Source organism: Limnothrix redekei LRLZ20PSL1 (genome assembly GCF_043235035.1).
Taxonomy (GTDB): domain Bacteria; phylum Cyanobacteriota; class Cyanobacteriia; order CACIAM-69d; family CACIAM-69d; genus CACIAM-69d.
Window position 1 is genome coordinate 1 of sequence record NZ_JAZAQF010000045.1, and the last position, 25486, is coordinate 25486.

Sequence of the window (25486 nt, forward strand, 5' to 3'; positions counted from 1 at the left end):
GATCGCGGCGATCAATTTGCTCTAAAGCAGGCCCACCGATCGCAGCGACTCGATCGCACCGGCGATGCAGGCCCGCCGATCGAGTTGCTGCGATCGCACCGGCGATGATAAAAGGTTGGGGATTCTTCCTAGAATTTCTCCCCTCATGACTGCGCGCCTGCTGGACGGAAAAGCCCTTGCCGAGAAAATTCAAGATCGCCTGAAGGTGGAGATTGCGGAACTCCAGCCCGATCGGGGCCGTGCGCCTGGCCTAGCCGTGTTGATGGTCGGGGACAATCCCGCCAGCGCCGCCTATGTCCGCAACAAAGAACGGGCCTGCGAGCGTTTGGGCATGGTCTCCTTTGGTCAGCACCTGCCCGCCACGGCCACCCAAGCGGAACTAACCGCCATCATTCATCAGCTCAACGCCGATCCGAACGTGGATGGCATTTTGGTGCAACTGCCTTTGCCGGAAGGGCTGGATGGCAACGCCCTGCTGTTGGAAATTGACCCCGACAAGGATGCCGATGGGTTGCACCCGGCCAATTTGGGACGATTGGTGCGGGGTGAGCCTTGTCTGCGCAGTTGCACCCCGGCCGGCGTGATGGAAATTTTGCGAGATGGGGGCATTGATCCGGCTGGCAAAAAGGCCGTGGTGGTGGGGCGCAGCATTTTGGTGGGCAAGCCGATCGCCCTGATGCTTTTGGAAGCCAATGCCACGGTTACGATTGCCCATTCGCGCACCCCGGACTTGGCGGCCGTTTGCCGAGAAGCCGATATTTTAGTGGCGGCGGTGGGACGGCCCCTGATGATTGGCCCGGACTACATCAAGCCTGGCGCAACGGTGATTGATGTGGGAATTAATCGGATTACCGATCAGACCGGCAAGGGCAAGCTGGTGGGGGATGTGGATTTCGATCGCCTGTTGGATGTGGCCGGCGCAATCACGCCAGTTCCGGGTGGCGTGGGGCCAATGACGGTGACCATGCTGTTGGCCAACACCGTGGAGAGCTATCGTCGCCGCCTGGCCTAGTTGTCCTGACTAATCATCCCGACCAATTGTCCCGATCGCATTGTCCTGATCGCACTCAGGGAATCTTCTGCACCTGAATGCTCTGGATCGGGGCTTTCTTCATCCAACCGGCTGGATTGAGATTTCCTTTGTCCAGCCGGCTGGATTGAACCAACCGAGGATCTTTGGGAATGGGTCAGAGATTCAGACCTCTTGCACGCATTAACCCCCTCTGATCAAGATGGGCTAATTAACGATCATTTCGTAGGTTGGGTTGAGGCACGAAACCCAACAGCAACCAGGCTTGCAGTGATCGAGTTGGGTTTCGCAAAGCTCAACCCAACCTACGGAACAACCCAGTGTTTGAGTGTTTTTTCAGTCAATCAGGGATCTGGGAGCGGGATTTGGGATGAGGTTCTTGATTGATGCAAGAGGTCTATCCTCTCGATCGCTGCGGTGGATCCAGCCGGAATAGGTTGATGAGTATCAGTTCAAGGATGGTTTGCAAAGGTTCACAAAACCTCTGGAATTGACTGGACATTCGCTCGAAATCAGCCCTAAATTCACTCAAAATCTGACTAAATCTGATCAGAATCCGGTTTGTCCCCTCGGGGCGATCCCCTCAGGCGGTACAATGCCCCTCAAACCAACTTCTGACGGTGGTGGTTGTGGTTCAGCGGTTGTTTTGCTAGGCCAAAAGCGCACCGTAACCAGGCCGGATTCCGCCTGTGGCGGCGATCGGGTTCGGTAAGGAAGATTTCTTGCTGTTCTGTTGTGCTTGTCCCATGACCGCTAGCGCGCCTACTGCTCCCTCGACGGGCTTTGATCTCAAAGGCTATCTTCGCGAACGCCAAGCTTTGGTTGAGGCCGCCCTCGATCGATCGATCTCGGTGGCCTATCCCGAAACCGTTTATGAGTCGATGCGCTATTCCCTGATGGCGGGGGGCAAGCGGCTGCGACCGATTCTGTGTCTGGCGGCCTGTGAGCTGGTGGGCGGGGCGATCGAAGCGGCCATGCCCACGGCCTGTGCCCTGGAGATGGTTCACACCATGTCACTGATCCATGACGATTTGCCGTCCATGGATAACGACGATTTTCGGCGCGGCAAGCCCACGAACCACAAGGTTTATGGGGAGCCGGTGGCGATTTTGGCCGGAGATGGGCTGTTGGCCTATGCCTTTGAATTTGTGGCAACCCAAACCCAAGGCGTGCCGGCCGATCGAGTGGTGCGGGCGATCGCCCTGTTAGGAAAATCCGTTGGGGCCGCCGGCCTGGTGGGTGGTCAAGTGGTAGACCTGGCCAGCGAAGGCAACCCGAACATTTCCCTCGACACCCTGCACTTTATCCATCGCCACAAAACCGCAGCCCTGTTGGAAGCCTGTGTGACCACCGGGGCCACAATTGCCGGAGCCGATGAAGCCACCGTGGGCAAACTGGCGCAATATGCCCAGGACATTGGTTTAGCTTTTCAGATTGTGGATGACATCCTCGATGTGACTGCCACCACGGAGGAGCTGGGCAAAACCGCCGGTAAGGATTCCGCCGTGGAAAAAGCCACTTTCCCGAAACTCTATGGCTTGGATCGATCGCGCGAAATGGCCAAAGAATTGATCGATCGCGCCAAGGCCAGCCTGAACGAATTCGGCGCGGCCGCTGCCCCCTTGCAAGCCCTGGCCGACTACATCGTCAGCCGCAAAAACTAGCAACCACGAGGGCGATTGACTCTGCGTATTCCGCCCCGATCTCGGTAAACAAGGTGCTCAAGCATCTTGCCCCGCCGCCGCCGGGTTAGCTCCCCGCGATCGCTTCCTCACCCACCGTCCCCAACTCGATCGCCCCCCGCTCGACCCATGGACGACTTTAGTCACATTCTCGATAACCGCATTCTCCTGGTTTCCTTGGGGTCTTGTATCCTGGCCCAGGCCATCAAGCTGGTGGTGGAACTTGCTCGCCAGCGTAAGTTTGACGTGCGCACTCTGGTGACCACGGGTGGAATGCCCAGCGCCCACTCCGCCCTCGTGGCCGCCCTGGCCACGGGCATCGGCCAAACCGTCGGCTGGAGCAGCATTGAATTTGCCATGGCCACCATCTTTGCGATCATCGTCATGTACGATGCCGCCGGGGTGCGCCGAGCCGCCGGTAAACAGGCCGCCGTCTTGAACCAAATCATTGATGAGTTTTTTGAGGGCGATCACCAACTCAGTGAAGAACGCCTGAAGGAACTGCTGGGCCACACGCCGTTTCAGGTGATTGTGGGTTGCGCCTTGGGCATTGTCTGTTCCCTGTCGCTGGTTCCGAGTATTTCCTAGGCTCTGTCGTCAAATCGTCTGAAACCCTGATTCCGCTGTTAGCGAATCCTGGGGACAAGATGCTCAAGCCCCTTGTCCCGACGATTGGGGTACGGAAAATCAACCGTTTTAGCCTCATCTCGAAAAATGACGACCCCCCAGCCCCCTGCTTGGTCGCTGGATACAGGAGAACCCAGATCCCTAGGGCAGACCCGGTGAGGGGCGATCGCCAAAACCCGGTACAATAACTCGGTTAATCTCTTCACGGTGTTCTGGAAACATCGACAAGACAGGCATGATCGACCGCTACACGCTGCCTGAGATGGGCAATCTCTGGACGGACGCATACAAGCTGCAAACCTGGCTGCAAGTGGAAATTGCGGTTTGCGAAGCCCAAGCAGAACTGGGATATATCCCTGCCGAAGCCGTCGAAGAGATCAAAGCGAAAGCTAACTTTGACCCCCAGCGCGTTCTGGAAATTGAAGCGGAAGTGCATCATGACATGATCGCCTTCCTGACCAATGTGAATGAGTACGTGGGCGACGCGGGTCGCTACATTCACCTGGGTTTGACCAGTTCCGATGTGTTGGACACGGCATTGGCCCTGCAATTGGTGGCCAGCATCGATACGCTGCTCAAGCGGGTAGAATCGCTGATCCAAGCCCTGCGCTACCAAGCCCAGGAACACCGCAACACGATTTGCATTGGACGCAGCCACGGCATCCACGCGGAGCCGATGACCTTTGGTTTCAAGCTGGCTGGCTGGCTGGCGGAAATGTTGCGCAACCGCGATCGGCTCGTGCAGTTGCGCGATCGGGTGGCTGTGGGCAAAATTTCCGGCGCAGTGGGAACCTATGCCAACATCGATCCGCGCGTGGAATCCTTGGCCTGTAAGCTGCTGAGCCTGGAACCGGACACGGCTTCCACTCAGGTGATTTCGCGCGATCGCCATGCGGAATATGTGCAGACCTTCGCGCTGGTGGCCGCTTCCTTGGAGCGGTTCGCCGTGGAAATCCGCAACCTGCAACGCACCGACGTGCTGGAAGTGGAGGAATTTTTCGCCAAGGGTCAAAAAGGCTCCTCGGCCATGCCCCACAAGCGCAACCCGGTGCGATCGGAACGGATTACCGGGATGGCACGGGTGATTCGCGGCCATGCCGTGGCGGCCCTGGAAAACGTTGCCCTCTGGCATGAGCGGGACATTTCCCACAGTTCCGTGGAGCGGACAATTCTGCCCGACTCGTCAATTCTGCTGCACTTTATGGTGGTGGAAATGACCAATTTGGTGAAGAACCTGTTGGTTTATCCCGAAAACATGAAGCGCAACATGAACTGCTATGGCGGTGTGGTTTTCAGCCAAAAGGTGCTGTTGGCCTTGGTGAAAAAAGGCTTGACTCGCGAGGATGCCTACGCGGCCGTACAGGGCTGTGCGCACCAAGCTTGGAACAATGAAAGTGGCGACTTCTATAAGCTCATTTGCCAAGATGCCACGGTGAAATCCCTCCTGTCCCAAGAGGAAATTGATGAGTGCTTTGATCCGCAACAGCACTTGCGCAACTTGGATGTGATTTACCAACGTTTGGGCATCTAAATTCCCCATTTGGAAACGTTGAACCCAATCGATCGAGACCGGAGCCGGTGGGCAATGGTCTCGATTTTGGTTTGGGCAATTTTGAGCCTGATCGCCCATGATGGAAGCGATCGAGTTGAGGTTGGGGGGCGCAATGGATCTGGAAAGCTGGTTAACCTACGGAGCCATGGGATTAGCGGCGGCGATCGCCCCGGTTGGGTGGTGGGTGGCCACCTCGGCGGGTAGTCAGGCGGCCGCGATTGTGGCGGCGGGTTTCGGCGGGGTGATCGCGCTGTTGGTGTTGCTGTGGTGGTGGCTGCGACAGCGGCGATCAGCTAGCTATGGGTCGTATCCTTTGAATTACCGTTCGAGTTCTTCTGGATCGAGCCGATCGGCCCTTCACAACCCGATCAATTCCCTGCCCATTAATCAGGATCAGGTGATTGATGCGGTGGGCGAGGCGGCTGAGATTGTGGTGAATGAGGCGATCGAAGAGTTAGCTGAAATTGCGAGCCAACAAATTCAGGATTGGATTGAGGAGAAGACCGCCGAGCCGGAGCCGATCGCGGCGGAGTCGGGTAATTTTACAGATATTTTTGAGGCAGCAGAATCAGCGGCTGATAGTAGCGGGGCGATCGAGTCTGACAGCGCCAGCGACTATTCCGGCAGTGATTCCGGCAGTGATTCCGGCAGTGATTCTAGTTGGAGTTCCAGCGACTATTCGAGCGATAGTTCCAGTGATTATTCTAGTAGCTCCAGCGACTATTCCAGCAGCGATTCCGGTAGCGATTCCGGCTGGAGTTCTAGCGATTAATGCTGACATGAATCGATCAGTTTCCCCGCAGTAATTAGGAACCTAGGACGGTAAACTCCTCCCAAAATTGATTGATCCGATGCAGTTACTCACCTGACCGATCTGATTGTCCGTTATCATCATCAAACCCATTGCGATCGCGAGGACTTACCGATGATTGTCCCCAGCGCCCCGATCGAACCCGTTGCACCACCACAGCCGATCGACTATCCCGACAGCGACGGCCAGCCGATGGCAGACAACACCAAACAATTCCAATGGATTCAGATCCTGCAAAGTAATTTGGCCGCGATCTTTGCCCATGATCCACAAGTGTTTGTGGCGGGCAATTTGCTCTGGTATCCCGTGGAAGGCAACAACACGCTGCGGCAAGCCCCCGATGTGATGGTGGTGTTTGGTGTGCCCAAGGGCGATCGCGGTTCCTATCAGCAATGGCGCGAAAACAATATTGCTCCGCAAGTGGTGTTCGAGATTTTATCACCGGGCAATCGCTTTGGAGAAATGGTGAAAAAGCAACCCTTTTATGACACCTACGGCGTAGAGGAATATTACGCTTATGACCCCGATCGCAACGACTTGAGCATTTGGTTGCGATCGGGCCAAGGTAGCCTCCAACCAGTTTTTGAGACCACCCCTAATTGGATTAGTCCACGCGTGGGTGTACGGTTTCAATTGACTGAAGAAACCTTGATGCTGTTTCGTCCCGATGGGTTGCCCTTTTCAACATTGCTCGCAGAATTGCAACGGGCCGAGCAAGCTGAACAACGAGCCATGGAAGCTGAGAAACGAGCCGAACAGGCCGAACAGCAGCTCGATCGCTTGGCCGCCCGGTTGCGAGCATTGGGAATCGATCCTGACGCGATCGATTCCTAGGCGATCTCTCCATCAAAAACCCCCACGATCAAACTAGGCGATCGCGGGGGTGATTCAACTAACAACAACCGAGAAACCGAATCTATTGCTTGGTTAGTTGGGTTAGCACTTGGTTAGAGCGCGACACAAACGACTTCATGCCATCCGCATCAAAGCCCTTTTGCGCCATCAACGCTAAGTCATAGATGTGGTTGCAAAGCATTTTGCCCAGCTCAGCGGCCGGCGATTGGCTGCCATCGGCTAGGGCGATCGAACCGCCACTCAGGCTCAACAGATTTTCCACCAGCGGGTGCGACGAATTTACCAGCAGCACGTGGGTGTCGGGGAAGCTCGCAGCCTTGCCCTCAAACATCGCCGTCATGTCTTGAATTCGGCGCATTGCTTCCGGCAACAACACCATGGCTGGCGGTGCTGATTCTTCCGCTTTCAGGGCTTCCACGCGCACGGTGACACTCGGTTTGCCCAGGGCTTCTTCAAACAACTTCTTGATGCGATCGCTGCGGGTTTCGTTGGTGTTGGGGTCAACAATTTCCGCCTCTTTCTTGGAGGCATCCAGCAGCGCTTCATCGAGTTCCGAATCCACCCGCGAGAACTTCACCTCAGAATATTCCCGCTCCAGGAAACTGACGAAGTGCGTGTCAATAAATGAGTCAAGGAACAGCACTTCTAGACCCTGGCTCTTGTGCAATTCCACATAGGTGGCTTGGGAGGCCGGATCGGTGCAATAAAACACGCGATTTTCGTGTTTTTCCTGGTTCCGCTCCAGATATTCCTTCAGGGTGGTGTAGTAGAACCCGTTGGCATCTTTGGCTTCTTGGGTTTCGGCGGGGTTCGACCAAGCATCGCCCTCTTCCGTTTGCACTTCCACCTGCACTGCGTCGTTGCTGCTACCTAGTTCAGCCGTGGTGCGATAGATCAAAATATCTTCCACTTGCTTCTTGAACTTGTCATCGTTCAAGGAGCCGAACTTAACAAACGTGCCCAAATCTTGCCAGCAACGAATGTATTCGGGCAGGTCGCTGCGGTAGAGATCCTTCAGTTGATCGCCAACCTTTTTAGCGATGTAGTTAGCAATTTGGCGAACGGTGCGATCGGCTTGCAAGTAGCTCCGCGACACGTTCAAGGGAATGTCGGTGCTGTCGATTACGCCGCGCAGGGGCAACAGGAATTTGGGGATAACTTCTTCACAGTTGTCGCTGACAAAAACCTGATTGCAGAACAGTTTGATGTCGCCCTTGGTGGGATCAACATCCGGTTTCAGTTTCGGGAAATAGAGAATCCCGTTGATCACAAAGGGATAATCGGTGTTCAGATGAATCCACAGCAGCGGCTCATCTTGGAAGGGATAGAGATAGCGATAAAACTCCAGGTAGTCTTCCTTGGTCAGGTTGCTGGGCGACTCTTTCCAAGGGGCTTTTTGGCGGTTAATTTGTTCCCCGTTCAGCTCGATCGGGTAGGGCATGAAGTCGCAGAACTTCTTCACCAAACCGCGAATCCGCGCCTCTTCTAAATACTCAGCTTCTTCTTCGAGTAGGGTGAGGGTAATCGTTGTGCCGCGCTCGGTGCGATCGCTCGCGTTGATTTCAAATTCCGTGGAACCATCGCAAGTCCAATGCACGGCCTGCGCACCCTCCTGGTAGGAGAGGGTATCGATTTCCACGGTGCTGGAGACCATGAATGCCGAATAGAACCCCAAGCCAAAGTGGCCGATGATGTTCTGATCGGAATTCTTGAATTTCTCGACGAATTCTTCGGCGCTGGAGAAGGCGACTTGGTTAATGTATTTCTCGATTTCGTCGGCGGTCATGCCGATGCCGGTGTCGGTAATCGAGAGCTTTTTGTTGTCTTTATCAAGAGCGATCGTGATTTTCGGTTCACCCACATCGGCGCTGGTTTCGCCCATCATGGCGATCGCCCGCAGCTTAGAAATCGCATCTACGGCGTTGGAAATCAACTCCCGCAGGAAGATTTCATGCTCCGAGTAGAGCCACTTTTTGATAATCGGAAAAATATTTTCGGTGTGAACCGTGATATTGCCTTTCTTTAGCACGCTGCTCATAGGAAACGGCTGGTTGGTGTAGGGAATTGGGACGGCCCTAGGCTAGCGCGATCGCCCCATGATCTGAAATTTCGGATTTCCCTACCCGCTCGATTTAGGGGCTGCTTTGGGCGATCGCCTCGCGGATCAATTGCGCCGTGGCCGGAGCCAGCAACACGCCGTTGCGATAGTGGCCGGTGGCCAGCCAACTGTTGGCGTTCAGCGGCTCAATCACCGGAGCCGATCGCTCCACCGGGCGCGGCCGCAACCCCGACCAGGTTTCGACCATTTCCGCCTGGGCGAGGGCGGGCACCAGGTCGATCGCCCCTTGCCACACCGCCCCCCACTCGGCCCCATCAGCTACCGGCGGCTCAGCCCCGGCGGGAAACTCCACCGTCGCCCCCACCCAATAGTCCCCGCCACCGAGGGGCACGATGTGGATGTCATTGCCCGTCAGCACCGGCTCCGGGCGATCGCTCAGGGGGCGCGGCAACCGCAACCGCTGGGCCTGACCCAACACCGGCTGCAACTTCAGGGGCTTGGCCGCATCCGGGGCGATCGCCCGGGCCAGATCCGCCGACCCCAACCCAGCCGCCACCACCAGCCGATCGCAGGCCAGCTCCCCCGCCGTCGTAGTTAGGCTGACGACCCGATCGCCCGCCGTCTGCACACCCGTGATCTGGGCCGGGGCGATCGTGGCCCCCCGCTTCACCGCTGCCTCCCGCAAAGCCACCGTCAAGGCCAGTGGTTGCACCTGCCAATCCTGGGGCGAAAAAATTCCAAAGGCGACTCCATCCATGGCGGCTAAATTCACCGTTGGGAAGCGATCAAGCACCGCCGAAGGTGACAGCAACTCCAGCTCAAATCCCTGGGATTTTCGCAACGCCGCCAAGGCATCCCAACTGGGGCGATCGGCTTCCGTAAATACCAGTTTTAGGATGCCATTTGGATTATGGGGAATGGGGCGATCGAGCAAATTTTCCAGCTCTTGAATCAGTTGCGGATAGCGTTGAATACTGTCGCGACGTAGGTTCCAAGCGCGTCCTTTGGTTTTCTTGCTGATCGCACCCATCAAAACGCCCAGGGCGGCCCCCGTGGAGGTGGGGCGATCGGGAGGCAACGGCGACGCGATCGCTTGGGGATCGATCAGCGTGATTTGCCAGTCGGGCTGCCCGCTCAGTTCGTAGGCCATCATCGCCCCGACCACACCCCCACCCGCGATCGCAATCCTCATTAGCTATGCCCTTGGAGTGAAACCTTTACAATGAAGTTGAAATTATCTGATGCTATGAATTGCGTTGGACTCGGAGCACCTATGAAACTTGGATACACCATTCTCTACGTGCCTGATGTCGCTGAGTCCCTGGCCTTTTTTGAAAGCGCATTTGGTTTATCACGTCGCTTTCTGCATGAATCAGGGGATTATGGCGAGCTAGAAACTGGAGAAACAACCCTTGCTTTTGCATCACACGAGCTGGGGAAAATGCATTTTCCGATGGGTTTTGTGGCTGCTAGCGAATCGAGCAAACCCCTTGGATTTGAAGTCGCACTAGTTACACCAATGGTCGAAGAAGCGCATGCAAAGGCTGTGGCGGCAGGTGCTACCGAGATAAAAGCACCGGAAATGAAGCCGTGGGGACAGGTTGTTTCATATGTGCGCTGTCCTGATGGTGGTTTAGTCGAAATTTGCTCGCCTTTAGAAAACTAGAAAATAGCATTAAAACTAGAAAAACTATACCTGGTAGTTCGCGACGATATCTACTGGAGTTTATTTTCTGAGCCTATTGGTCAAATCTTTCTTGAAAATTGTCAGCTCAGCCTAATTGTCTTCGACCCAGTAACGGAGGAAATCGTCAAATGAATACATTAATTAAGCTGGATCAAGTTATTGAATCAGTTTTACAACAAACTGTTAACACTCTGTCTGTTGATGAAAACGGAAATTTTCAAATCATCATTGATGCAGATCGCAAGAATTTCGTGCTCATCATGTTGGATTGGGAAGGACACCGACGAATCCATGATTGTCTAGTCCATATCCAAATGATCGATGACAAAATTTGGATTCAATATGATGGTACTGAAGACAGCATCACCGAAAACTTAGAAGCAGCCGGAATTCCGAAAAATCAAATTGTTTTAGCGTTTTATCCTGAGCATGTTCGCGTACACACGGGTTATGCGATCGCTTGATTTGCAAGATTTTGAGATTTAGAGAACATAAAAATCGCCCTTCGATCTAAGTTAATGAGATCGAAGGGCTGACTGAGGAATCGTTTACGAAAACGAACTATTGCGGTACAACACTCAGGAATTGATCGAAAGCTTTGACAGCCGCCAAATATTCATTGCCAGCGCGTTTGTAGTCAAACTGACCCGCAAATTCATCCATTGCCACCAGGTGCTTAAACAGATCCTTGGCGGCGGCTTCGGCGGTGGCCCGATCGCTACCCTTCAGGCGGCGGCTGACCCGGCTCAACCGTTCGCGCAACTCGCCCAGGGGGCCGTGGATAAAGGTTTGGATTTCACGCCAGCGCTTGCCTTCGATGTAGCGTTCCAGTTCCGGCAGCCGATCGCGCAGGTCTTGCACACCGGGTACAAAGATTTCAATTTGCGATTTTTGGGCGCTGGAGTAGGTTTCTGCTTGGGCAACGGGGGCAAAGCCCAAGCTGGTGAGGGCGATCGCCGCCGCCATCACCAGGGCCAACAGGGCCGAACGGAGTCGAATCATGGGGTTCTCGTTAAAAAAAGTGCAGGAAAAATCGAGTGATGAACAGGCTTGTGGCCCATTCGTTGGATCATTGAATTGTAACGATATGTATCGACATCCCACCCGCCTGTCAAGTCGGCATTCGTCGGAGAAGGGGAATCAACGCCTCTGACACCTTTTCTGGCCAGTCCTCTTGGGCGTAGTGACCCGTTTCGCTCATCTCCACAAACTCGCAGTCCGCAATGGTTTTGGCGGCGGCCTTGGCGGCTTCCACCGGTAACCAAGGATCGCTCGTGCCCCAGGCCACCAAGGTCGGTTTTTCCCAGCGGGCCAGTCCTTCGGTAATTTCCTGCACAGCCTGTTTCAGCCGCAGGTTTTGCAACACTGCCAACAGCGCACGCCCCGCGCCGGAACTGGTCAAGAACGGCCGACGATAAACATCCAAATCCGCATCATCCACTTGGTAGGGGCCGCCACCTTCCAACAGCCGATCGACCAGCAGCGGATCTTGGGTCATCATATCGCCCACCAGCGGAATCGCCATTTGGGAAATTTTCCAGGGCAGCTTGGCTTCGGGGAAAATCGGCCCGTTGATGATTGCCAGCCGCTCGACGCGATCGGGATTCCGCAAAGCGTACTGAATCCCCAAGGAGCCGAAAAATCCCTGGGCCACGATCGAGACGCGATCGAGATCCATTGCATCCAAAAACTGCTCCAGCAACCCAATCAGCGCATCGGGTGTGTAGGCAAAATCCAGCCGCTCCGGGCGATCGGACGCACCAAAGCCGGGAAAGTCCGGGGCGATCGCCCGAAAGCCCTGTTCTGCCAGCGCGGGCAACACCTTCCGCCAGCTATAGCCAAAGGCCACCAACCCATGGAGCAACAACACAGGCGGGCGATCATTGGGCGATTCGGGCAGCGCCTCGCGATAGACCCAGGTGTAGTCACCGGCTTTCACCGTTTGTTCTGGAATGCGTTTTGCCATCACGTCCTCATACAGCAAGTTGGGTTCCGTCTATCAAACACCAAATCTTGCAACATCCAGCAGAGTGCGCTGATCGCTCGACTCAAGGTCTGATTATGTGGTTATGAATTTCTATCAAAGACTAGGCTATGCATCATTGAGAAATTGCTGAATAGTTCGACGAATCGTTAATAGATGATATTGATTGGTATGCAAGCCAGAGATAATAATTAGTGAGCGCTTGAGTTGAGTAGAAAACTGAATGCGAGTGTCTGAGTTTCCATTAGAGTAATCATCGAGGCTTAGATAAAAACAAGGCTTCTTGGTAAAGAGCGATGATTCTTGGAGCTTGATTTCAGCAATTTGGCCAAGAGGCACTTCAACAGTCTTAGAAATCTTGAATAGGTATTGTTTAAAGATCGTGACTTGATCACTGGCTTTGTCGAATGAGCAAGTAATCAGCATTGGAGTAGTCACTCCTTGAATCACTAAAAATAGTCCAGGGAGCAAAAACATGAAGCCACTCATTAACCCTTCAAGATAATCATCTTGAAAAACGCTGAGTGCTTTGATCTGAGAATTTTGAATGAAACTATTGATTTGATTAGCGATGATTTCTTGCTTATGGCCAACAATGATTCGATGATTAACTAATTCTAATTCAGGAATCTTGGAAAAATATAAAACTACACCAACGCCGCTGGTTCTGCGAACGGATACACGAATCAAGGGTTCACGAATTGTTAGGGTATTTTGCCCTAAGTAGCCATCAATTATTCGTTGACAGACCATTGATTTTGGATTAGTTGCCAATCGCTGACAATTGAGCGTGGTTCGATTGCTGACGGCCAGCCCCACAATCAAACCTACCGTAACGAAAGGAAGTCCCAATAATCCCAGACCCAGCCAATTCCAATCGCGATCGCGCAACTGCAAACGACTAGGTGTTTGATCTACAATCTCGATCATGACAAGAAGCGCTGAATGCTGAAACTATCTTTAATTTTATTCATCAAGGTATTTTTGAATATAAATTCAGATCTTATCTATTTTTAACTGAAGTAAAACAGATTTCTAAATTTGATAAAACAAATGTCACTCATGAGGTTGTTCAATGAAATTTGCTAATGTTTCAACTCAATGTAAATCAGTTTACAAAGGTTCTAACGCGATCGTCCTGTTTGGTTGGCCAGAGCTATTGCGATGCTTTGCAAGCGGCTCAGAAGCCGACCAACTCTCAGCCGTGACCATTGCTATGCGGCGAGGGTTACAGGGAATTACTTTCGTGATTCTCGCTTTGAAATCCCCCAGTTTGTCGGTACAACAAGCAGCGATCGAGCAACTCTTGGGCTGCACTGAGACGATCGCATTGGAAGCCTTGTGGCAACATTTCCAACTTCCTGATTGGAGCGATCGCGCCCGCTATCACGAGTTGCAAAGCTCACTGGCTAATCAGCAATGGCAAGCGGCGGATGATTTAACCATTTCCCTAATTAAGAAAATCTCTGATCGATCTGGTCTTTGGTTACGAAATAGTGATCTTCAGGGCTTTCCACAACACAGTTTGATCACACTTGATCGTCTCTGGCGGATCTATAGTCGCGATCGGTTTGGATTTTCAATTCAAGCCCAATTGTGGAATGCTTGCAAAGCAAAAACTTGTAAGCCTTTCAATTACTTCCGCGATAATTTATGTCGCTGTTTTGGGGATGCTGTGGGCTGGAAAGTCGAAACCTATGATGGGCGGCATGTGTCGGCCTATGACTTCAAGCGGCGAGCCAAAATTCCCTACGATCTCAGCGCCCCGATCGGTCACTTACCCAGTACCTTTGCCCTCGGTGGCGGTGAGTCTCAATCCGAGTATGATCGCCCCGACACCGAATCAACAATGGGATTTTATGGCTTTGGTCGCTACTACTACACCTGGAGCAAAGATTCATTCTTTGGTCACGATTTCCTAAGAGAATTTTTCTTGATTGTTGATTCTATTAAGCCTTAGCAATCATCTAGTAGAGTAGTCTCGCAGCAGGATAGTTGATCAGCTTATGCACTCAGGGTTTGCCATATCCCTATGCTCGATCGCCTCCTATTGCCTTAATCCAATTATCGCTGGAGGTCTCTTCGCCGCTAGCTCGACAGTGCACACAACTTATTTCCTTGCCAGGGAGCCTCTTTAGGGCGTGCCCTAAGATTTTCCTTGAAATAGACAGATGTGCCTGATTGACGCGCCTGTAATAGTAGGCTTTCAACCCATGCCCACTCGGGTTGAAATTCAGGGCCATGACTTGTTCTGCTTTGACCGCCAACAGCAATCATGTCGAACATTTCTAGGCTACTGAATTGCAGAGGCTCAAGCATTGGCTCAATAGATAGCCATTTCACCGTTGCTTCGATATTCCTAAAGGACTTTTCAGCCAAGGCCACCCTGGCTTGGGTATCAACAGTTGTGCCAACCCAAACATTTGCCGGGAATCCTCCCAAGCGATCATTGATTTCTTGCAATCGTTGGGGAAACTTGGTCAGGAATAGGAAATTCCATTCTGGTGCAGAACGAACTGAATCGAAAACTTTGAGAATCCACTCTTCAGGAACCCACTTGCCGAATAAATCAGCCATGGAGCAAGTAAAAACGTTCTTGGCAAAGATTTGGGCATCTTCTAGCTTGACCCGTCTTTTTTTGGCTTCAATCTTGATCTTTTCTGGAGAGAAAGGACGAGTGTTCTTTGGAGCATTCAGACGATCAGGGTAGAACGTAGGTTCAAACTTTGTTTCATAGAACCGATTGGCAATGTCGCGAGCGTAGCAATACGGGCAACCATGCCAGCATCCGGTAACTGGGTTCCACGTCCACCAAGCCCAGTCAACCATCTCGTTAGTTGTATTAAAAGTCGATTTCTTGGCAGAATTATGGACGATATATAACTGCTTACCGTCTTCTAGATTAATGATCTCTAGGTTTTTTTCTTCATTCAAGATTAGCAATTGAGTATTTGTTGGCATCGTTTAAACCTTGTTTTCTATCCATTGTAGTCGTCAAACAGGTTTGTTTGAATTGAAATAGATCCATCATTGGATATGTGCGGTGGAGGATTGGAACTTGGACTGAAGAGGTGATCCAAAATTTGTCTTCCAATACGACCTGTGATTTTGTACAAATGGATTGCTTTAAGTTCTTTTTGTCTAGCCCAATTTGTCGCGTAGATAAATGTCCACTTCATTGATGGATTTTGTGGCTGTCGTATGAAAATGTGACTTTTGCCATTGTCATTGACCAAATCATCGAGTGAATATTTCTCCCAGTTTGCTTTTGGGTTTGACTCCCATCTTTTAACATAGGTTGTTGCTACATTCATCAAAAGATCAACTTTCTTCATTTTCAAAAGCTGGAAAATTTCTTTGATTTCTTTTAGTGGAAAATCTTGCTTGCCGTTGGGGTCTGAGTAGACCAGTCCATAGTAATCCAACTTTTCAAGCTGTTGAGCAATTTCTTTGAGAGATTCTTTATTATCTCCAGTCCAGTAATGTGGATCACATTGTAAATTAAGGTTTTTTATGGTTTCTGATAATTTATTCAAGGCTTCTTGGCTTTGATCGCAAAAATGACAGATAGGCTTGATATTTTTCTTATTCAATTCTTGTAAAGCAATTATGGGTGAACCGAATTCTTCAGTGCCAAACTCTTTGTACTCTGGTTGGTATCCTGCGCCGCAGTTCAAATCTACATAAATATATTTTCGAGTAGTTGTATTCGGATTTTTAAAAATTTGTTCACAGACTGCAGCATGATAGCTCATCAAGTACCTGAATCCTTCTAATTTAGAAGGTGTTGACTCAGAATATTGCTGACCGGTTTGAGTTTGAGCCATAAACTAGTTGAAGCAACAAAAGCTTTGAGTGCCAATCGATAACTGTACGATTTGCCAATTATAGCTATTTTCAAAGGATGTTACTAGGGGTAGATCGTCGAGTGTACACGCCCCAACCGTTCACGACGATCGCCCGCTTGCAACTGACCCCTGCGATCCTAGACTGTTAAGCACGATCGCCGATGCTCGGCATCCACGCTACAGCGCTCGCAGGAGACAGAACACACCATGCTCGAAGCTTATCGCCAACAGGTCGAAGAACGCGGTCAACTGGGCATCCCCCCCTTGCCCCTCGATGCCGCCCAAACCAGCGACCTGTGTAAGCTGCTGGAAACCCCGCCCGCTGGGGAAGCAGAATTTTTGATGCACTTGCTGTGCGATCGCGTGCCCCCCGGTGTGGATGAGGCGGCCTATGTGAAAGCGTCGTTCCTGACCGCGATCGCCCAAGGAGAAACCACCAGCCCCCTGATCACCCCCCAAGGTGCAGTCGCCATCCTCGGGCAAATGGTCGGTGGCTACAACGTGCAATCCCTGGTCAGCCTGCTGAAAGCGAAGGACGCGGGCATTGCCCAAGCTGCCGCCACCGCCCTCAGCAAAATTACGTTGGCCTTTGATGCGTTCAACGACGTGCTGGAACTGTCGGAGCGCAACCCCTACGCCAAACAGACGATCGACGCTTGGGCCAACGCCGCTTGGTTCATCAGCAAGCCAAAGCTGGCCGAAGCGATTACCGTCACGGTGCTGAAAGTGCCCGGCGAAACCAACACCGACGACCTCTCGCCCGCCACCCACGCCACCACCCGCCCCGATATTCCGCTGCACGCCCTGGCGATGTTGGAAACCAAGATGCCGGAAGCCCTGGGCCTGTTGCCGGAGCTGAAGGCCAAGGGCTACCCGATCGCCTATGTGGGTGATGTGGTCGGTACGGGGTCTTCGCGCAAATCGGCGATCAACTCTGTGCTGTGGCACATCGGCGACGACATTCCCCACATCCCCAACAAGCGGGCCGGCGGCGTGATTTTGGGTGGCAAGATTGCGCCGATTTTCTTCAACACGGCGGAAGATTCGGGGGCCCTGCCGATCGAGTGCGACGTATCCCAACTGAACACGGGCGACGTGATTACGATCCATCCCTACAAGGGCGAAATCACCAACGAAGCGGGCGAGGTGATCAGCACCTTCAGCCTGAAGCCCGACACGATCGTCGATGAAGTGCGGGCCGGCGGTCGGATTCCGCTGCTGATCGGTCGTAGCTTGACGGACAAAACCCGCGAAGCCCTCGGGATGGAACCCAGCACCCTGTTTGTGCGCCCCACCGCTCCCGCCGACACCGGCAAAGGCTTCACCCTGGCCCAAAAGATGGTCGGCAAGGCCTGCGGTCTGCCCGGTGTGCGCCCCGGCACCTCTTGTGAGCCGCGCATGACCACCGTGGGTTCCCAGGACACCACCGGCCCCATGACCCGCGACGAGCTGAAGGAGCTGGCTTGCCTCGGTTTCAGTGCTGACTTGGTGATGCAGAGCTTCTGCCACACGGCGGCCTATCCCAAGCCGGTGGATCTGAAGACCCATGCGGAATTGCCGGACTTCATCGCCCAGCGCGGCGGCGTGGCCCTGCGCCCCGGCGACGGGATCATTCACTCCTGGCTGAACCGGATGCTGATGCCGGACACGGTGGGCACGGGCGGTGACTCCCACACCCGTTTCCCCTTGGGGATTTCGTTCCCGGCGGGTTCCGGGTTGGTGGCCTTTGCGGCGGCCTTGGGCGTGATGCCGTTGGATATGCCGGAGTCGATCCTGGTGCGGTTCAAGGGCAGCCTGCAACCGGGCGTGACCCTGCGGGATGTGGTGAACGCGATTCCCTACGTGGCGATTCAGCAGGGCAAGCTGACCGTGGCGAAGGAGAACAAGCAAAACATCTATTCCGGCAAGATCATCGAAATGGAAGGGCTGCCGGATCTGAAGCTGGAGCAGGCCTTTGAGCTGACCGACGCGACGGCCGAGCGATCGGCCGCCGGTTGCACGATCGCCCTGAGTGTGGAAACCGTGTCGGAATACCTGCGATCGAACGTCACCCTGCTGAAGAACATGATCGCCCGGGGCTACGAAGATGCCCGGACGATCGCCCGGCGGATTGCCCAGATGGAAGCCTGGTTGGCGAACCCCTCCCTGATGACCGCCGATGCGGATGCGGAATACGCCGACATCATCGAAGTGGATCTCGACCAACTGGTGGAACCCCTGGTGGCTGCACCCAACGACCCGGACAACATCAAAACCCTGTCCGATTGCGTCGGCGACCCGGTGCAAGAGGTGTTCATCGGTTCCTGCATGACCAACATCGGTCACTTCCGCGCCGCCGCCAAAGTGCTGGAAGGGGCCGGCAAAGCTAAGGCGCGTCTCTGGATCTGCCCGCCGACGCGGATGGACGAAGAAATGCTGCGTCAGGAAGGCTACTACGAGATCTTCGAGGCGGCCGGCTGTCGGTTAGAAATGCCCGGTTGTTCGCTCTGCATGGGCAACCAAGCCCGCGTGGAAGACAACACCACCGTGTTTTCGACCTCCACGCGCAACTTCAATAACCGGATGGGCAAGGGGGCGCAAGTCTACCTCGGCTCGGCGGAGTTGGCGGCGGTCTGTGCCCTGTTGGGTCGGATTCCCAGCCGTGAGGAATACCTGGAAGTGGTGAAGGGCAAGATCGATCCGCTGGCGGGTGATTTGTACCGCTACCTCAACTTCGACCAGATCGATGGCTTTGAGGATCAAGGGCGATCGGTCTCGAAGGAAGACCAAGAAAAAGTCCTAGTCAGCGCCAGCCGTTAATCAATCTCCGGTAGGGGCGTACCGCCGTACGCCCTCCGCCAGGGCCGATCGATCCAAACGATAATCTGGCGCATGGTGATGCCGAATTTGATGGGTTTGACCTGTGTTTTAAGATCCTGCGTACCGGAGGGCGCATCGCCATGCGCCCCTACGGAATTTGTTGTTTTGATTGTTTTTGTTGGTTGGGATTAATTGCGATCGGGCGTTGAAAGATGGCGTACAATCCGGCGATTCATCATCGACGATCGATCCGATTAAAAGGGTTCAATTATACACAGTCGGCTGCTTATTTTGTAACCATTTGTTGTTGTCAACACGAGTGTTTGTTGGGGACTATTATTCAAGACGAAATGGTCTTGAATGAATTCGGAACCATCGTTGCAGAAGAGTGGTTACGAAGTTTTGAAATTCGGGATGAATTGAAGCTGGACGCTTGGGTGGTGATGCCCAATCATTTTCATGGGTTATTGTGGTTCGATCGCCCAACCATGCAGACGCAATCACCGAGTGATGATGGTGAACCGGTTGATGACGGTGCGCTAGGTAAAAGTCAGTTGAGGCGGCCAGCGCGATCGCTCGGATCTGTGATTGCCGGTTTCAAAGCAGCGACAACCAAACGCATCAACCAACATCGGAACGCGCCAGGCACACCGATTTGGCAACGAAATTACTATGAGTCGATCGTGCGGGACGATCGAATGCTGAACCATATTCGAGATTATATTGAAAACAATCCGCGATCGTGGTCAACCGATGCCCTACATCCCAACAACATCCCCAAAAATCATCCCCCGTAGGGGCGTACCGCCGTACGTCCTCCGCTAGAGGTGATCGATTCAAACGATAATTCTTGGATTTCGGGATCTTGCGTATCGGAGGGCGCATGGCGATGCGCCCCTACGGAAATTGTGGGTTTTTGGATCGTTATGATGAAGTCATTAACTTGACCATAACTGATCTCTAGGCAATGCCAAAAATTTTATTTGTTTGTGCGCAAAATAAGCTGAGAAGCCCAACTGCTGAAGCGATTTTTTCGAGATTTGAGCAGTTAGATTGTTTGTCAGCGGGAATTCATCAAGCGACTAACAATCCACTCGATCGGGAGCTGATTGCATGGGCAGATGTGATCTTTGTGATGGAGAAGAAACATAAAGCCAAAATTCAACAGCGATTTCGTTCGTCCCTCAATGGCAAAAGAATCATATCGCTAGACATTCCAGATCAATTTCAATATATGGATCCAGCACTGATTGCACTGCTTGAGAAGCGTGTTGGGCCACATATTCAGAAATTTCTCTAAGATTGTGAATGATCGAATGCTGCGAATTAGGATTGATTGCATTCGGTCGATTTGATGGTGGAATTTGTTGAACTATTCTGAAAACTCCACTTTGTCGTATAAATCTGCTAAGGCAATTTCTAGGGCGATCGACTCCAATTTCAAGATCGCTTCTAACCCGATCACATCATTCAAGAGCCAGCCTCGATCTTGTTTGACGTAATGGGTAACCTTCGGCCAGGTCTGTGAGATGGCTAAATATTCTCCAAAGCCCGGAATCGTTCTATAGGCGCTGAACTTATCGCCAATGTCATAGTCTTCGGTTGACTTCGATAGCACCTCTGCCAACAGAATTGGATTCATCACGGTGTCCTTGCGGCCCGGTTTCAACTCCAAGGGATCGCGTGTCACCATCACATCGGGGTAGGTGTAGCGATCGGCTTCCGGAATCCACAGCCGTTGATCCGCCACAAAAGCTCGGTAAGGCTGACGACGCAGCGCAAATGTCAAAATGGCAATTAAATTAGCCGAGATCTGGTTGTGGTTAGGTGTGCCGCCCGTCATGGGAGCGATGATTCCTCGATCGTAGTCGTGGCGCTGCTCAGAACGAGTGTCTAGGGCGAAATAGTCGTCCTCTGTTTGTTTTGGAGGGCTGGCAATGGGCTGGATGGGCGTAGCAACCATACTGGATCACTCCAAGAAAACGATAAGTAGGTAGTCAGGTAGGTTGGGTTTCGTTCCTCAACCCAACAGTGTATTGAATTTGGTATGGACTGTTTCGGGACTTTCTGGTGTTGAATTCGGTATTGATCGTGTTGGGTTGAGCTAGCGAAACCCAACCTACTAAAGATCATTTTAGATTGAGTTTTTTGGTTGGTTAGACTTAGGGAAACTTTGGAAGTTAATTCTGGATGAACATCGCCATTGCCCCCGGCGCTCCTACAGAAAATTCAGGGGATCGACATCGATCGTGAGGCTGACACCCGGCAAACAAGCCGATCGCACCTCCAGCAAATTGGCCGGGCGATCGCCCTCGGGGGGAATGCGGATCAGCACTTGCCAGCGGAATCGGTTGGCAATTCGCCCCACCTGCGCCCGCTCTGGCCCCAACAGATCGAAAGCGCGATCGCCCCGGGCCGTTTCCAGCAGCGCCGCCACCTGCTCGGCACTGCGCCCCACCGCCGCTTCGTCGAGGCCACTCAGCCGCAACAGGATCAGTTGCCCCACGGGTGGATAGTTGAGCGCCGATCGCATCTCCCGTTCCTGCTCCAAAAAGTTGGGATAGTCGTAATTGGCCACCGCCCCGATCGCCGGGTGCTCTGGGCTGTAGGTTTGCAAAATCACCCGCCCCGGTTCTTCGCCGCGGCCGGCCCGCCCTGCTACCTGCAACAGGGTTTGCACCGCCCGCTCACCGGCCCGCACATCGGACAGGTTCAGCAACCCATCGGCGGCGATCGCCCCCACCAGCGTCACCTGTGGCAAGTCGATTCCCTTGGTCAGCATTTGCGTCCCCACCAACAGATCCGCCTCGCCTCGGGCAAAGCGATCGAGCAAAATTCGGTGGGCATCTTTGGTGCGGGTCGTGTCGCTGTCGTAGCGCAAAATTCGCAGGTCGGGCCATTGCCGCTCCAGTTCCCGCACCACCCGCTGCGTGCCGCTGCCGAAATGTTTCAGGTAGGGCGACCCACAGGCGGGACAGGCGGGCGGGTGCAGTTGCCCAAAGCCGCAAAAGTGGCAACGTAACAGGGGTTGAGCCGTTTCCCGTTGGTGGTGAAACGACAGGGACACATCGCAATGGGGGCACATCATCACATGGCCGCAACTGCGACAGGAAACGAAGGTGCTGTGGCCCCGCCGCTGCACAAATAGAATCACTTGGCGGCCGGCGGCGATCGCCTCGGTGATCGCCCCTTGGAGCGATCGACTAAAAATCGATCGATTGCCGTCCCGCAACTCCTGGCGCATATCCACCACCTCCACGGGCGGCAGGGGGCGACCATGCACCCGATCGGGCAGGGACACATAGACCGGCTGGCTCGTCCAGGTTTCCAGGGAGGGCGTGGCTGACCCCAACACCAACGGGCAACCCACCAGGCGCGATCGCCACTGGGCCACCTGTCGCGCGTGGTAGCAGGGAGCCGGGGAATCCTGCTTGAAGCTGGGATCATGCTCCTCATCCAGCAAAATCAGCCCCAAGTTTGGCAGGGGCGCGAAAACAGCCGATCGCGTGCCAATCACCACCTGGGGCGCGCCGTCCAGCATTTGTCGCCAGGTGTCGTAGCGCTCCCCGTCCGAGAGACCGCTGTGGTAGACGCAAACCTGAGCGCCGAACCGCGCCCGAAAGCGATCGGTCAGTTGCGGCGTGAGGCCGATTTCTGGCACGAGCACCAACGCCGACTGACCCCGCGCCAACACCGGGGCGATCGCCTGGAGATAAACCTCCGTTTTGCCGGAACCCGTCACCCCATGCAGCAGGGCTGTTTGACCCGGTTCCAGGCCGTGGATCGTTTCCAGGGCGGCGGCTTGGGCCGGGGTCAGGGTTTTGGGGCGATCGCGCTGGCCCGAGTCGTGGCGATCGCCGCGCAAAATTTCCCGCGCCTCCAGCAGCAACCAGCCCTTTTCTTCAAGCGATCGCAACGTGCCACTGCTGGTGCGCCCCAGGGTAATCAACTCCTGGGCCAGTAGTTCGCCGCCGCGCCGCTGCAAAATGCCGACGATTTCCCGTTGGCGCGGAGTTAGCGGTTCCCCTTCGCCAATCAGGATCGCCATCTGCTGGCGCTTCGGCTTGGGGGCGCTGGGCGATTCCAAATAACTGATCAGCCAGCCGCGCCGCACCAAGTTCCGCAACCCCCGATCGCCCCCGGGAAATTTCTGTTGCAAAAAGCGCCAACTATAGTCGCGCCCCGATTGCGATCGCAGCCATTGCCACAACCGCAGGGCGATCGGACTCAGCAGAGTTTCCGCCACGCCAGCCGCCGCCGCCGCCGGTAACGGGTCGGCCAGCCGCACCCGCCGCGATGCCCGCCCCAACACCCCCGGCGGCAGGGCCACCCGCGCCACCTGAATCAGCGACGCGCAATAATAATCCGCCACCTGCGCCAACAGTTGCCAATAGTCCGGGGCAAACAGGCCGCTGGCCACAACTCCTTCGACTTCTCGCAGCCGATCGGGATCGATCGCCTCGGGCAACTGCTCCCAACAACGCAGGGCGATCGCCCCCACCGATCGCCCGCCAAAGGGCACGGTCAGCACGTCCCCCGGCCCGATCGCCTGGTCTGCCCCGATCGTGTAGGTGTAGGCCTCGGTCACGCCCGGACAGTCCACCAACACTTCCACATAGCCCGCGGCCGCCGACAACTCGGGCAAGGCCGGCGCGATCGGCGTTTCTCGTAATTCGGTTTCGAGCATTTGCCTCACCGCTCGATCGAACCCCTACCCTACTCGATCAGGGCGATCAGCCAAAAGTTATGCAAGGGGCGATCGGGCAAAAGTATAGTTGCTACTACGTTGGTAACTCTCAGTTATTTGCTATCGTGACCTACCTGATCACGTGATTGGTAAGTTAAGGTTTAATTTTCTTTTACTTGAGAAAAGCAAAAAATATAATGTCACCATAAAAAACCATTCTAATAACAATCGTAATTGAATCCTGATGTTTCAAGAGTTGGTAATAGAAGACATCTGGATTCGCTCCTTTACGTTCTAACGACAGATCTTTTTTGTTCTCGCCATAAATAAAAACCTGATTGACTTGATTCAGGTAATAATCATCTCTCGGTAGTTTTAGATCACGATATCGAAAATGGGGACTCCTAATGACACAATTCCCCATCCACTTGTCTTGACCATCTGAGTCGTGAAAATAAAGAGCGCGAGCAATTGCCTCAATGACATTCTCAATACGCTTTATGTCATATGAAATTGCTAGGGTCTTACGAACAGAAAGTAAACCATTTTCCTTATTGATTGTTCTTGCCAACCTAGCAGCAGAGAAAATTTTTCTCCCGAGGCTTGATTCTCGCCTAGACATAACCTTAATCCACTTTGCGTCAAGCATGGCTAGTGCAATTTCACTTCGAGAATGCAGAAAAATTATAGCGGCTGTGTATTCATCATCCGCAGAACGAGAATTATTGTGCATCTTACATGCAGGTACAGTTACCAACTGACTCCTGTAATCGGGGCTGCCATCAGGGAAGTATTTTATTTCTGGGAAAAAGCACTTCGGAGGAATGTGATCCTTGGTTGTCGCTATCTCATTGCAGCAGTAACATTGATCTTCCTTCATTGATTTTTCTCCTTTTAAGTTGCTGTGACAATTCATGAAATTTTTTCTTGATCGTTTCAAAAATGAAATTTTCGACCTAATTTCATACGTAATTCTTGAAATCTTCTAATGGAGCATCGAAGTCATCAGCCATCCAGATTTTGCCCTTTAATAACCCTGCTTTGCGCTTTTTGGCGGGTGCTGGCGCAGCAGGCTGGTGAGCATACTTCTCTAACAGAAATTCGATGTAATGCAACACTTCTGTTTGTAAAGACTCTGGAAGTTGTTCAAATTTCTTTAGAAGGGCTGATTGCATCTTTAGAATTTATCCCATGATGTTCTGAGTTGACTGGAAGCTACCCCCATGATAGCAAAGCGATAAAATTGCTAGGCATTATGCAGGCTCAAGGTAGCTGGCTAAGAACTGACTGCGATCGCCCTCACCTGCATGAACCGCCAGCTAATCGATACTCAGCGCTCTAGGAGTGATCACAAACACCCATGATCTACAGCGACTTTACCCTAGAGCGGATTATTGGGGATTTTGGCATCGACGTAATCGAAAGTCGGGATTACTTTGCCGATCGCCCCGTTGTCACACCTCCCGACTGGCTGGCACAATTTTTGCAAATCAACACCCCGATCGCAGTTGCCATCAATACCGAAAAAGCTCGATCCGAAATGATCATTGCGCCGATTCTGTTAGCGCTAAAGCATTGGTTTAATGATCAAATTAGTTTGTTTTCGGGCAATGAATTCAATGTAGATTCAGAATTGGGTCTCACAGGTCGGGTTGATTTCCTAATTAGTCAATCCTCAGAGCAACTGTGGATTAAAGCGCCCGTGCTGACCATTGTGGAAGCCAAAAACGAAAACCTGAGAGCTAATTTATAAAGAGAAGCTAAAGCCGACTTGGCAGCTCTAAATCCGGTTTTAGGCTAGACCTACCCGAAGCATCACCCAGCTCATGAGTCGTCTCCCGGTCATTGCCAATCCTACCCGCAAA

General features: G+C 53.2%; 25 protein-coding genes. 14 read left to right on the forward strand and 11 right to left on the reverse strand.

Annotated features, from left to right (window positions below):
* Positions 1 to 145: 145 nt before the first annotated feature.
* The 6 genes from folD (at position 146) to VPK24_RS07855 (ending at position 6536) form a co-directional block, all read left to right on the forward strand.
* The gene (gene folD / locus VPK24_RS07830; RefSeq protein WP_393011917.1) at positions 146 to 1012 is read left to right on the forward strand and encodes a bifunctional methylenetetrahydrofolate dehydrogenase/methenyltetrahydrofolate cyclohydrolase FolD; all 867 of its coding nucleotides are present in this window, start codon (positions 146 to 148) and stop codon (positions 1010 to 1012) included.
* Positions 1013 to 1776: 764 nt separating this feature from the next.
* Complete coding sequence (gene crtE / locus VPK24_RS07835; RefSeq protein ID WP_393011919.1) at positions 1777 to 2694, forward strand: geranylgeranyl diphosphate synthase CrtE; 918 nt, start codon at positions 1777 to 1779, stop codon at positions 2692 to 2694.
* A gap of 147 nt (positions 2695 to 2841) precedes the next feature.
* Positions 2842 to 3300, forward strand: a complete 459-nt coding sequence (locus tag VPK24_RS07840) for a divergent PAP2 family protein (RefSeq protein ID WP_393011921.1) — start codon at positions 2842 to 2844, stop codon at positions 3298 to 3300.
* Between the two features lie 274 nt (positions 3301 to 3574).
* Positions 3575 to 4870, forward strand: coding sequence for an adenylosuccinate lyase (purB, locus tag VPK24_RS07845; protein ID WP_190533252.1), 1296 nt, complete (start codon positions 3575 to 3577; stop codon positions 4868 to 4870).
* Between the two features lie 97 nt (positions 4871 to 4967).
* A complete protein-coding gene (locus VPK24_RS07850; RefSeq protein ID WP_393011924.1) occupies positions 4968 to 5663 on the forward strand; it encodes a hypothetical protein in 696 nt (231 codons plus the stop codon).
* A gap of 153 nt (positions 5664 to 5816) precedes the next feature.
* Entirely contained in the window at positions 5817 to 6536 is a 720-nt protein-coding gene (locus VPK24_RS07855) for a Uma2 family endonuclease (RefSeq protein WP_393011926.1), read from the forward strand.
* 82 nt (positions 6537 to 6618) lie between these two features.
* Here VPK24_RS07855 and htpG read toward each other — a convergent pair whose 3' ends face one another.
* Together htpG and VPK24_RS07865 are read right to left on the reverse strand one after the other, a co-directional pair.
* Complete coding sequence (gene htpG, locus VPK24_RS07860) at positions 6619 to 8595, reverse strand: molecular chaperone HtpG (protein ID WP_393011928.1); 1977 nt, start codon at positions 8593 to 8595, stop codon at positions 6619 to 6621.
* Between the two features lie 94 nt (positions 8596 to 8689).
* A complete protein-coding gene (locus VPK24_RS07865) occupies positions 8690 to 9808 on the reverse strand; it encodes an NAD(P)/FAD-dependent oxidoreductase (RefSeq protein WP_393011930.1) in 1119 nt (372 codons plus the stop codon).
* Between the two features lie 81 nt (positions 9809 to 9889).
* Between VPK24_RS07865 and VPK24_RS07870 the strand changes: the two genes are divergently transcribed.
* From VPK24_RS07870 to VPK24_RS07880, 3 genes are read left to right on the forward strand one after another with little or no spacing between them, the layout of a single operon-like run.
* Positions 9890 to 10282 carry a VOC family protein gene (locus VPK24_RS07870; protein ID WP_393011932.1) on the forward strand — a complete coding sequence of 131 codons (393 nt, stop codon included), beginning with the start codon at positions 9890 to 9892 and terminating at the stop codon, positions 10280 to 10282.
* 30 nt (positions 10283 to 10312) lie between these two features.
* Positions 10313 to 10435, forward strand: coding sequence for an element excision factor XisH family protein (locus VPK24_RS07875; RefSeq protein ID WP_393011964.1), 123 nt, complete (start codon positions 10313 to 10315; stop codon positions 10433 to 10435).
* On the forward strand, positions 10432 to 10767 hold the full coding sequence (locus VPK24_RS07880) for a XisI protein (RefSeq protein WP_393011934.1): 336 nt from the start codon (positions 10432 to 10434) through the stop codon (positions 10765 to 10767). The genes VPK24_RS07875 and VPK24_RS07880 overlap by 4 nt, the downstream gene beginning before the upstream one ends.
* Positions 10768 to 10864: 97 nt before the next feature.
* Here VPK24_RS07880 and psbQ read toward each other — a convergent pair whose 3' ends face one another.
* The 3 genes from psbQ to VPK24_RS07895 all read right to left on the reverse strand — a co-directional run bounded on the left by psbQ (position 10865) and on the right by VPK24_RS07895 (position 13217).
* Positions 10865 to 11305, reverse strand: coding sequence for a photosystem II protein PsbQ (psbQ, locus tag VPK24_RS07885; RefSeq protein WP_393011936.1), 441 nt, complete (start codon positions 11303 to 11305; stop codon positions 10865 to 10867).
* A gap of 109 nt (positions 11306 to 11414) precedes the next feature.
* Positions 11415 to 12269: an alpha/beta fold hydrolase gene (locus tag VPK24_RS07890; protein ID WP_393011938.1), complete on the reverse strand. Its 855-nt coding sequence runs from the start codon at positions 12267 to 12269 to the stop codon at positions 11415 to 11417.
* A gap of 126 nt (positions 12270 to 12395) precedes the next feature.
* A complete protein-coding gene (locus VPK24_RS07895; protein ID WP_393011940.1) occupies positions 12396 to 13217 on the reverse strand; it encodes a hypothetical protein in 822 nt (273 codons plus the stop codon).
* 274 nt (positions 13218 to 13491) lie between these two features.
* Here VPK24_RS07895 and VPK24_RS07900 point away from each other — a divergent pair, with 274 nt between their 5' ends.
* Positions 13492 to 14247 (forward strand): GUN4 domain-containing protein, encoded by a 756-nt coding sequence (locus VPK24_RS07900; protein WP_393011942.1) that lies wholly within the window; start codon positions 13492 to 13494, stop codon positions 14245 to 14247.
* A gap of 128 nt (positions 14248 to 14375) precedes the next feature.
* Here the strand turns inward: VPK24_RS07900 and VPK24_RS07905 are convergent, their stop codons facing one another.
* Both VPK24_RS07905 and tcmP read right to left on the reverse strand, forming a co-directional pair.
* The gene (locus tag VPK24_RS07905) at positions 14376 to 15248 is read right to left on the reverse strand and encodes a DUF5131 family protein (protein ID WP_393011944.1); all 873 of its coding nucleotides are present in this window, start codon (positions 15246 to 15248) and stop codon (positions 14376 to 14378) included.
* A 17-nt stretch (positions 15249 to 15265) separates the two neighbouring features.
* On the reverse strand, positions 15266 to 16114 hold the full coding sequence (gene tcmP, locus VPK24_RS07910) for a three-Cys-motif partner protein TcmP (RefSeq protein ID WP_393011946.1): 849 nt from the start codon (positions 16112 to 16114) through the stop codon (positions 15266 to 15268).
* A gap of 228 nt (positions 16115 to 16342) precedes the next feature.
* Between tcmP and acnB the strand changes: the two genes are divergently transcribed.
* The 3 genes from acnB to VPK24_RS07925 all read left to right on the forward strand — a co-directional run bounded on the left by acnB (position 16343) and on the right by VPK24_RS07925 (position 20234).
* Positions 16343 to 18934: a bifunctional aconitate hydratase 2/2-methylisocitrate dehydratase gene (gene acnB, locus VPK24_RS07915; protein ID WP_393011948.1), complete on the forward strand. Its 2592-nt coding sequence runs from the start codon at positions 16343 to 16345 to the stop codon at positions 18932 to 18934.
* A 326-nt stretch (positions 18935 to 19260) separates the two neighbouring features.
* The gene (locus VPK24_RS07920) at positions 19261 to 19731 is read left to right on the forward strand and encodes a transposase (protein WP_393011950.1); all 471 of its coding nucleotides are present in this window, start codon (positions 19261 to 19263) and stop codon (positions 19729 to 19731) included.
* A 170-nt stretch (positions 19732 to 19901) separates the two neighbouring features.
* Positions 19902 to 20234 carry a low molecular weight protein tyrosine phosphatase family protein gene (locus tag VPK24_RS07925; RefSeq protein WP_393011952.1) on the forward strand — a complete coding sequence of 111 codons (333 nt, stop codon included), beginning with the start codon at positions 19902 to 19904 and terminating at the stop codon, positions 20232 to 20234.
* A gap of 72 nt (positions 20235 to 20306) precedes the next feature.
* On the opposite strand, the gene VPK24_RS07930 is transcribed toward VPK24_RS07925, so the two are convergent.
* The 4 genes from VPK24_RS07930 to vapB all read right to left on the reverse strand — a co-directional run bounded on the left by VPK24_RS07930 (position 20307) and on the right by vapB (position 24796).
* Positions 20307 to 20897 carry a Uma2 family endonuclease gene (locus VPK24_RS07930; RefSeq protein WP_393011954.1) on the reverse strand — a complete coding sequence of 197 codons (591 nt, stop codon included), beginning with the start codon at positions 20895 to 20897 and terminating at the stop codon, positions 20307 to 20309.
* 255 nt (positions 20898 to 21152) lie between these two features.
* Positions 21153 to 23621, reverse strand: coding sequence for a primosomal protein N' (priA, locus tag VPK24_RS07935; RefSeq protein WP_393011956.1), 2469 nt, complete (start codon positions 23619 to 23621; stop codon positions 21153 to 21155).
* A gap of 172 nt (positions 23622 to 23793) precedes the next feature.
* Positions 23794 to 24501: a hypothetical protein gene (locus tag VPK24_RS07940; protein ID WP_393011958.1), complete on the reverse strand. Its 708-nt coding sequence runs from the start codon at positions 24499 to 24501 to the stop codon at positions 23794 to 23796.
* Between the two features lie 82 nt (positions 24502 to 24583).
* Positions 24584 to 24796 carry a type II toxin-antitoxin system VapB family antitoxin gene (gene vapB / locus VPK24_RS07945; protein ID WP_393011960.1) on the reverse strand — a complete coding sequence of 71 codons (213 nt, stop codon included), beginning with the start codon at positions 24794 to 24796 and terminating at the stop codon, positions 24584 to 24586.
* A 185-nt stretch (positions 24797 to 24981) separates the two neighbouring features.
* Between vapB and VPK24_RS07950 the strand changes: the two genes are divergently transcribed.
* A complete protein-coding gene (locus VPK24_RS07950; RefSeq protein WP_393011962.1) occupies positions 24982 to 25374 on the forward strand; it encodes a hypothetical protein in 393 nt (130 codons plus the stop codon).
* Positions 25375 to 25486: the final 112 nt, after the last annotated feature.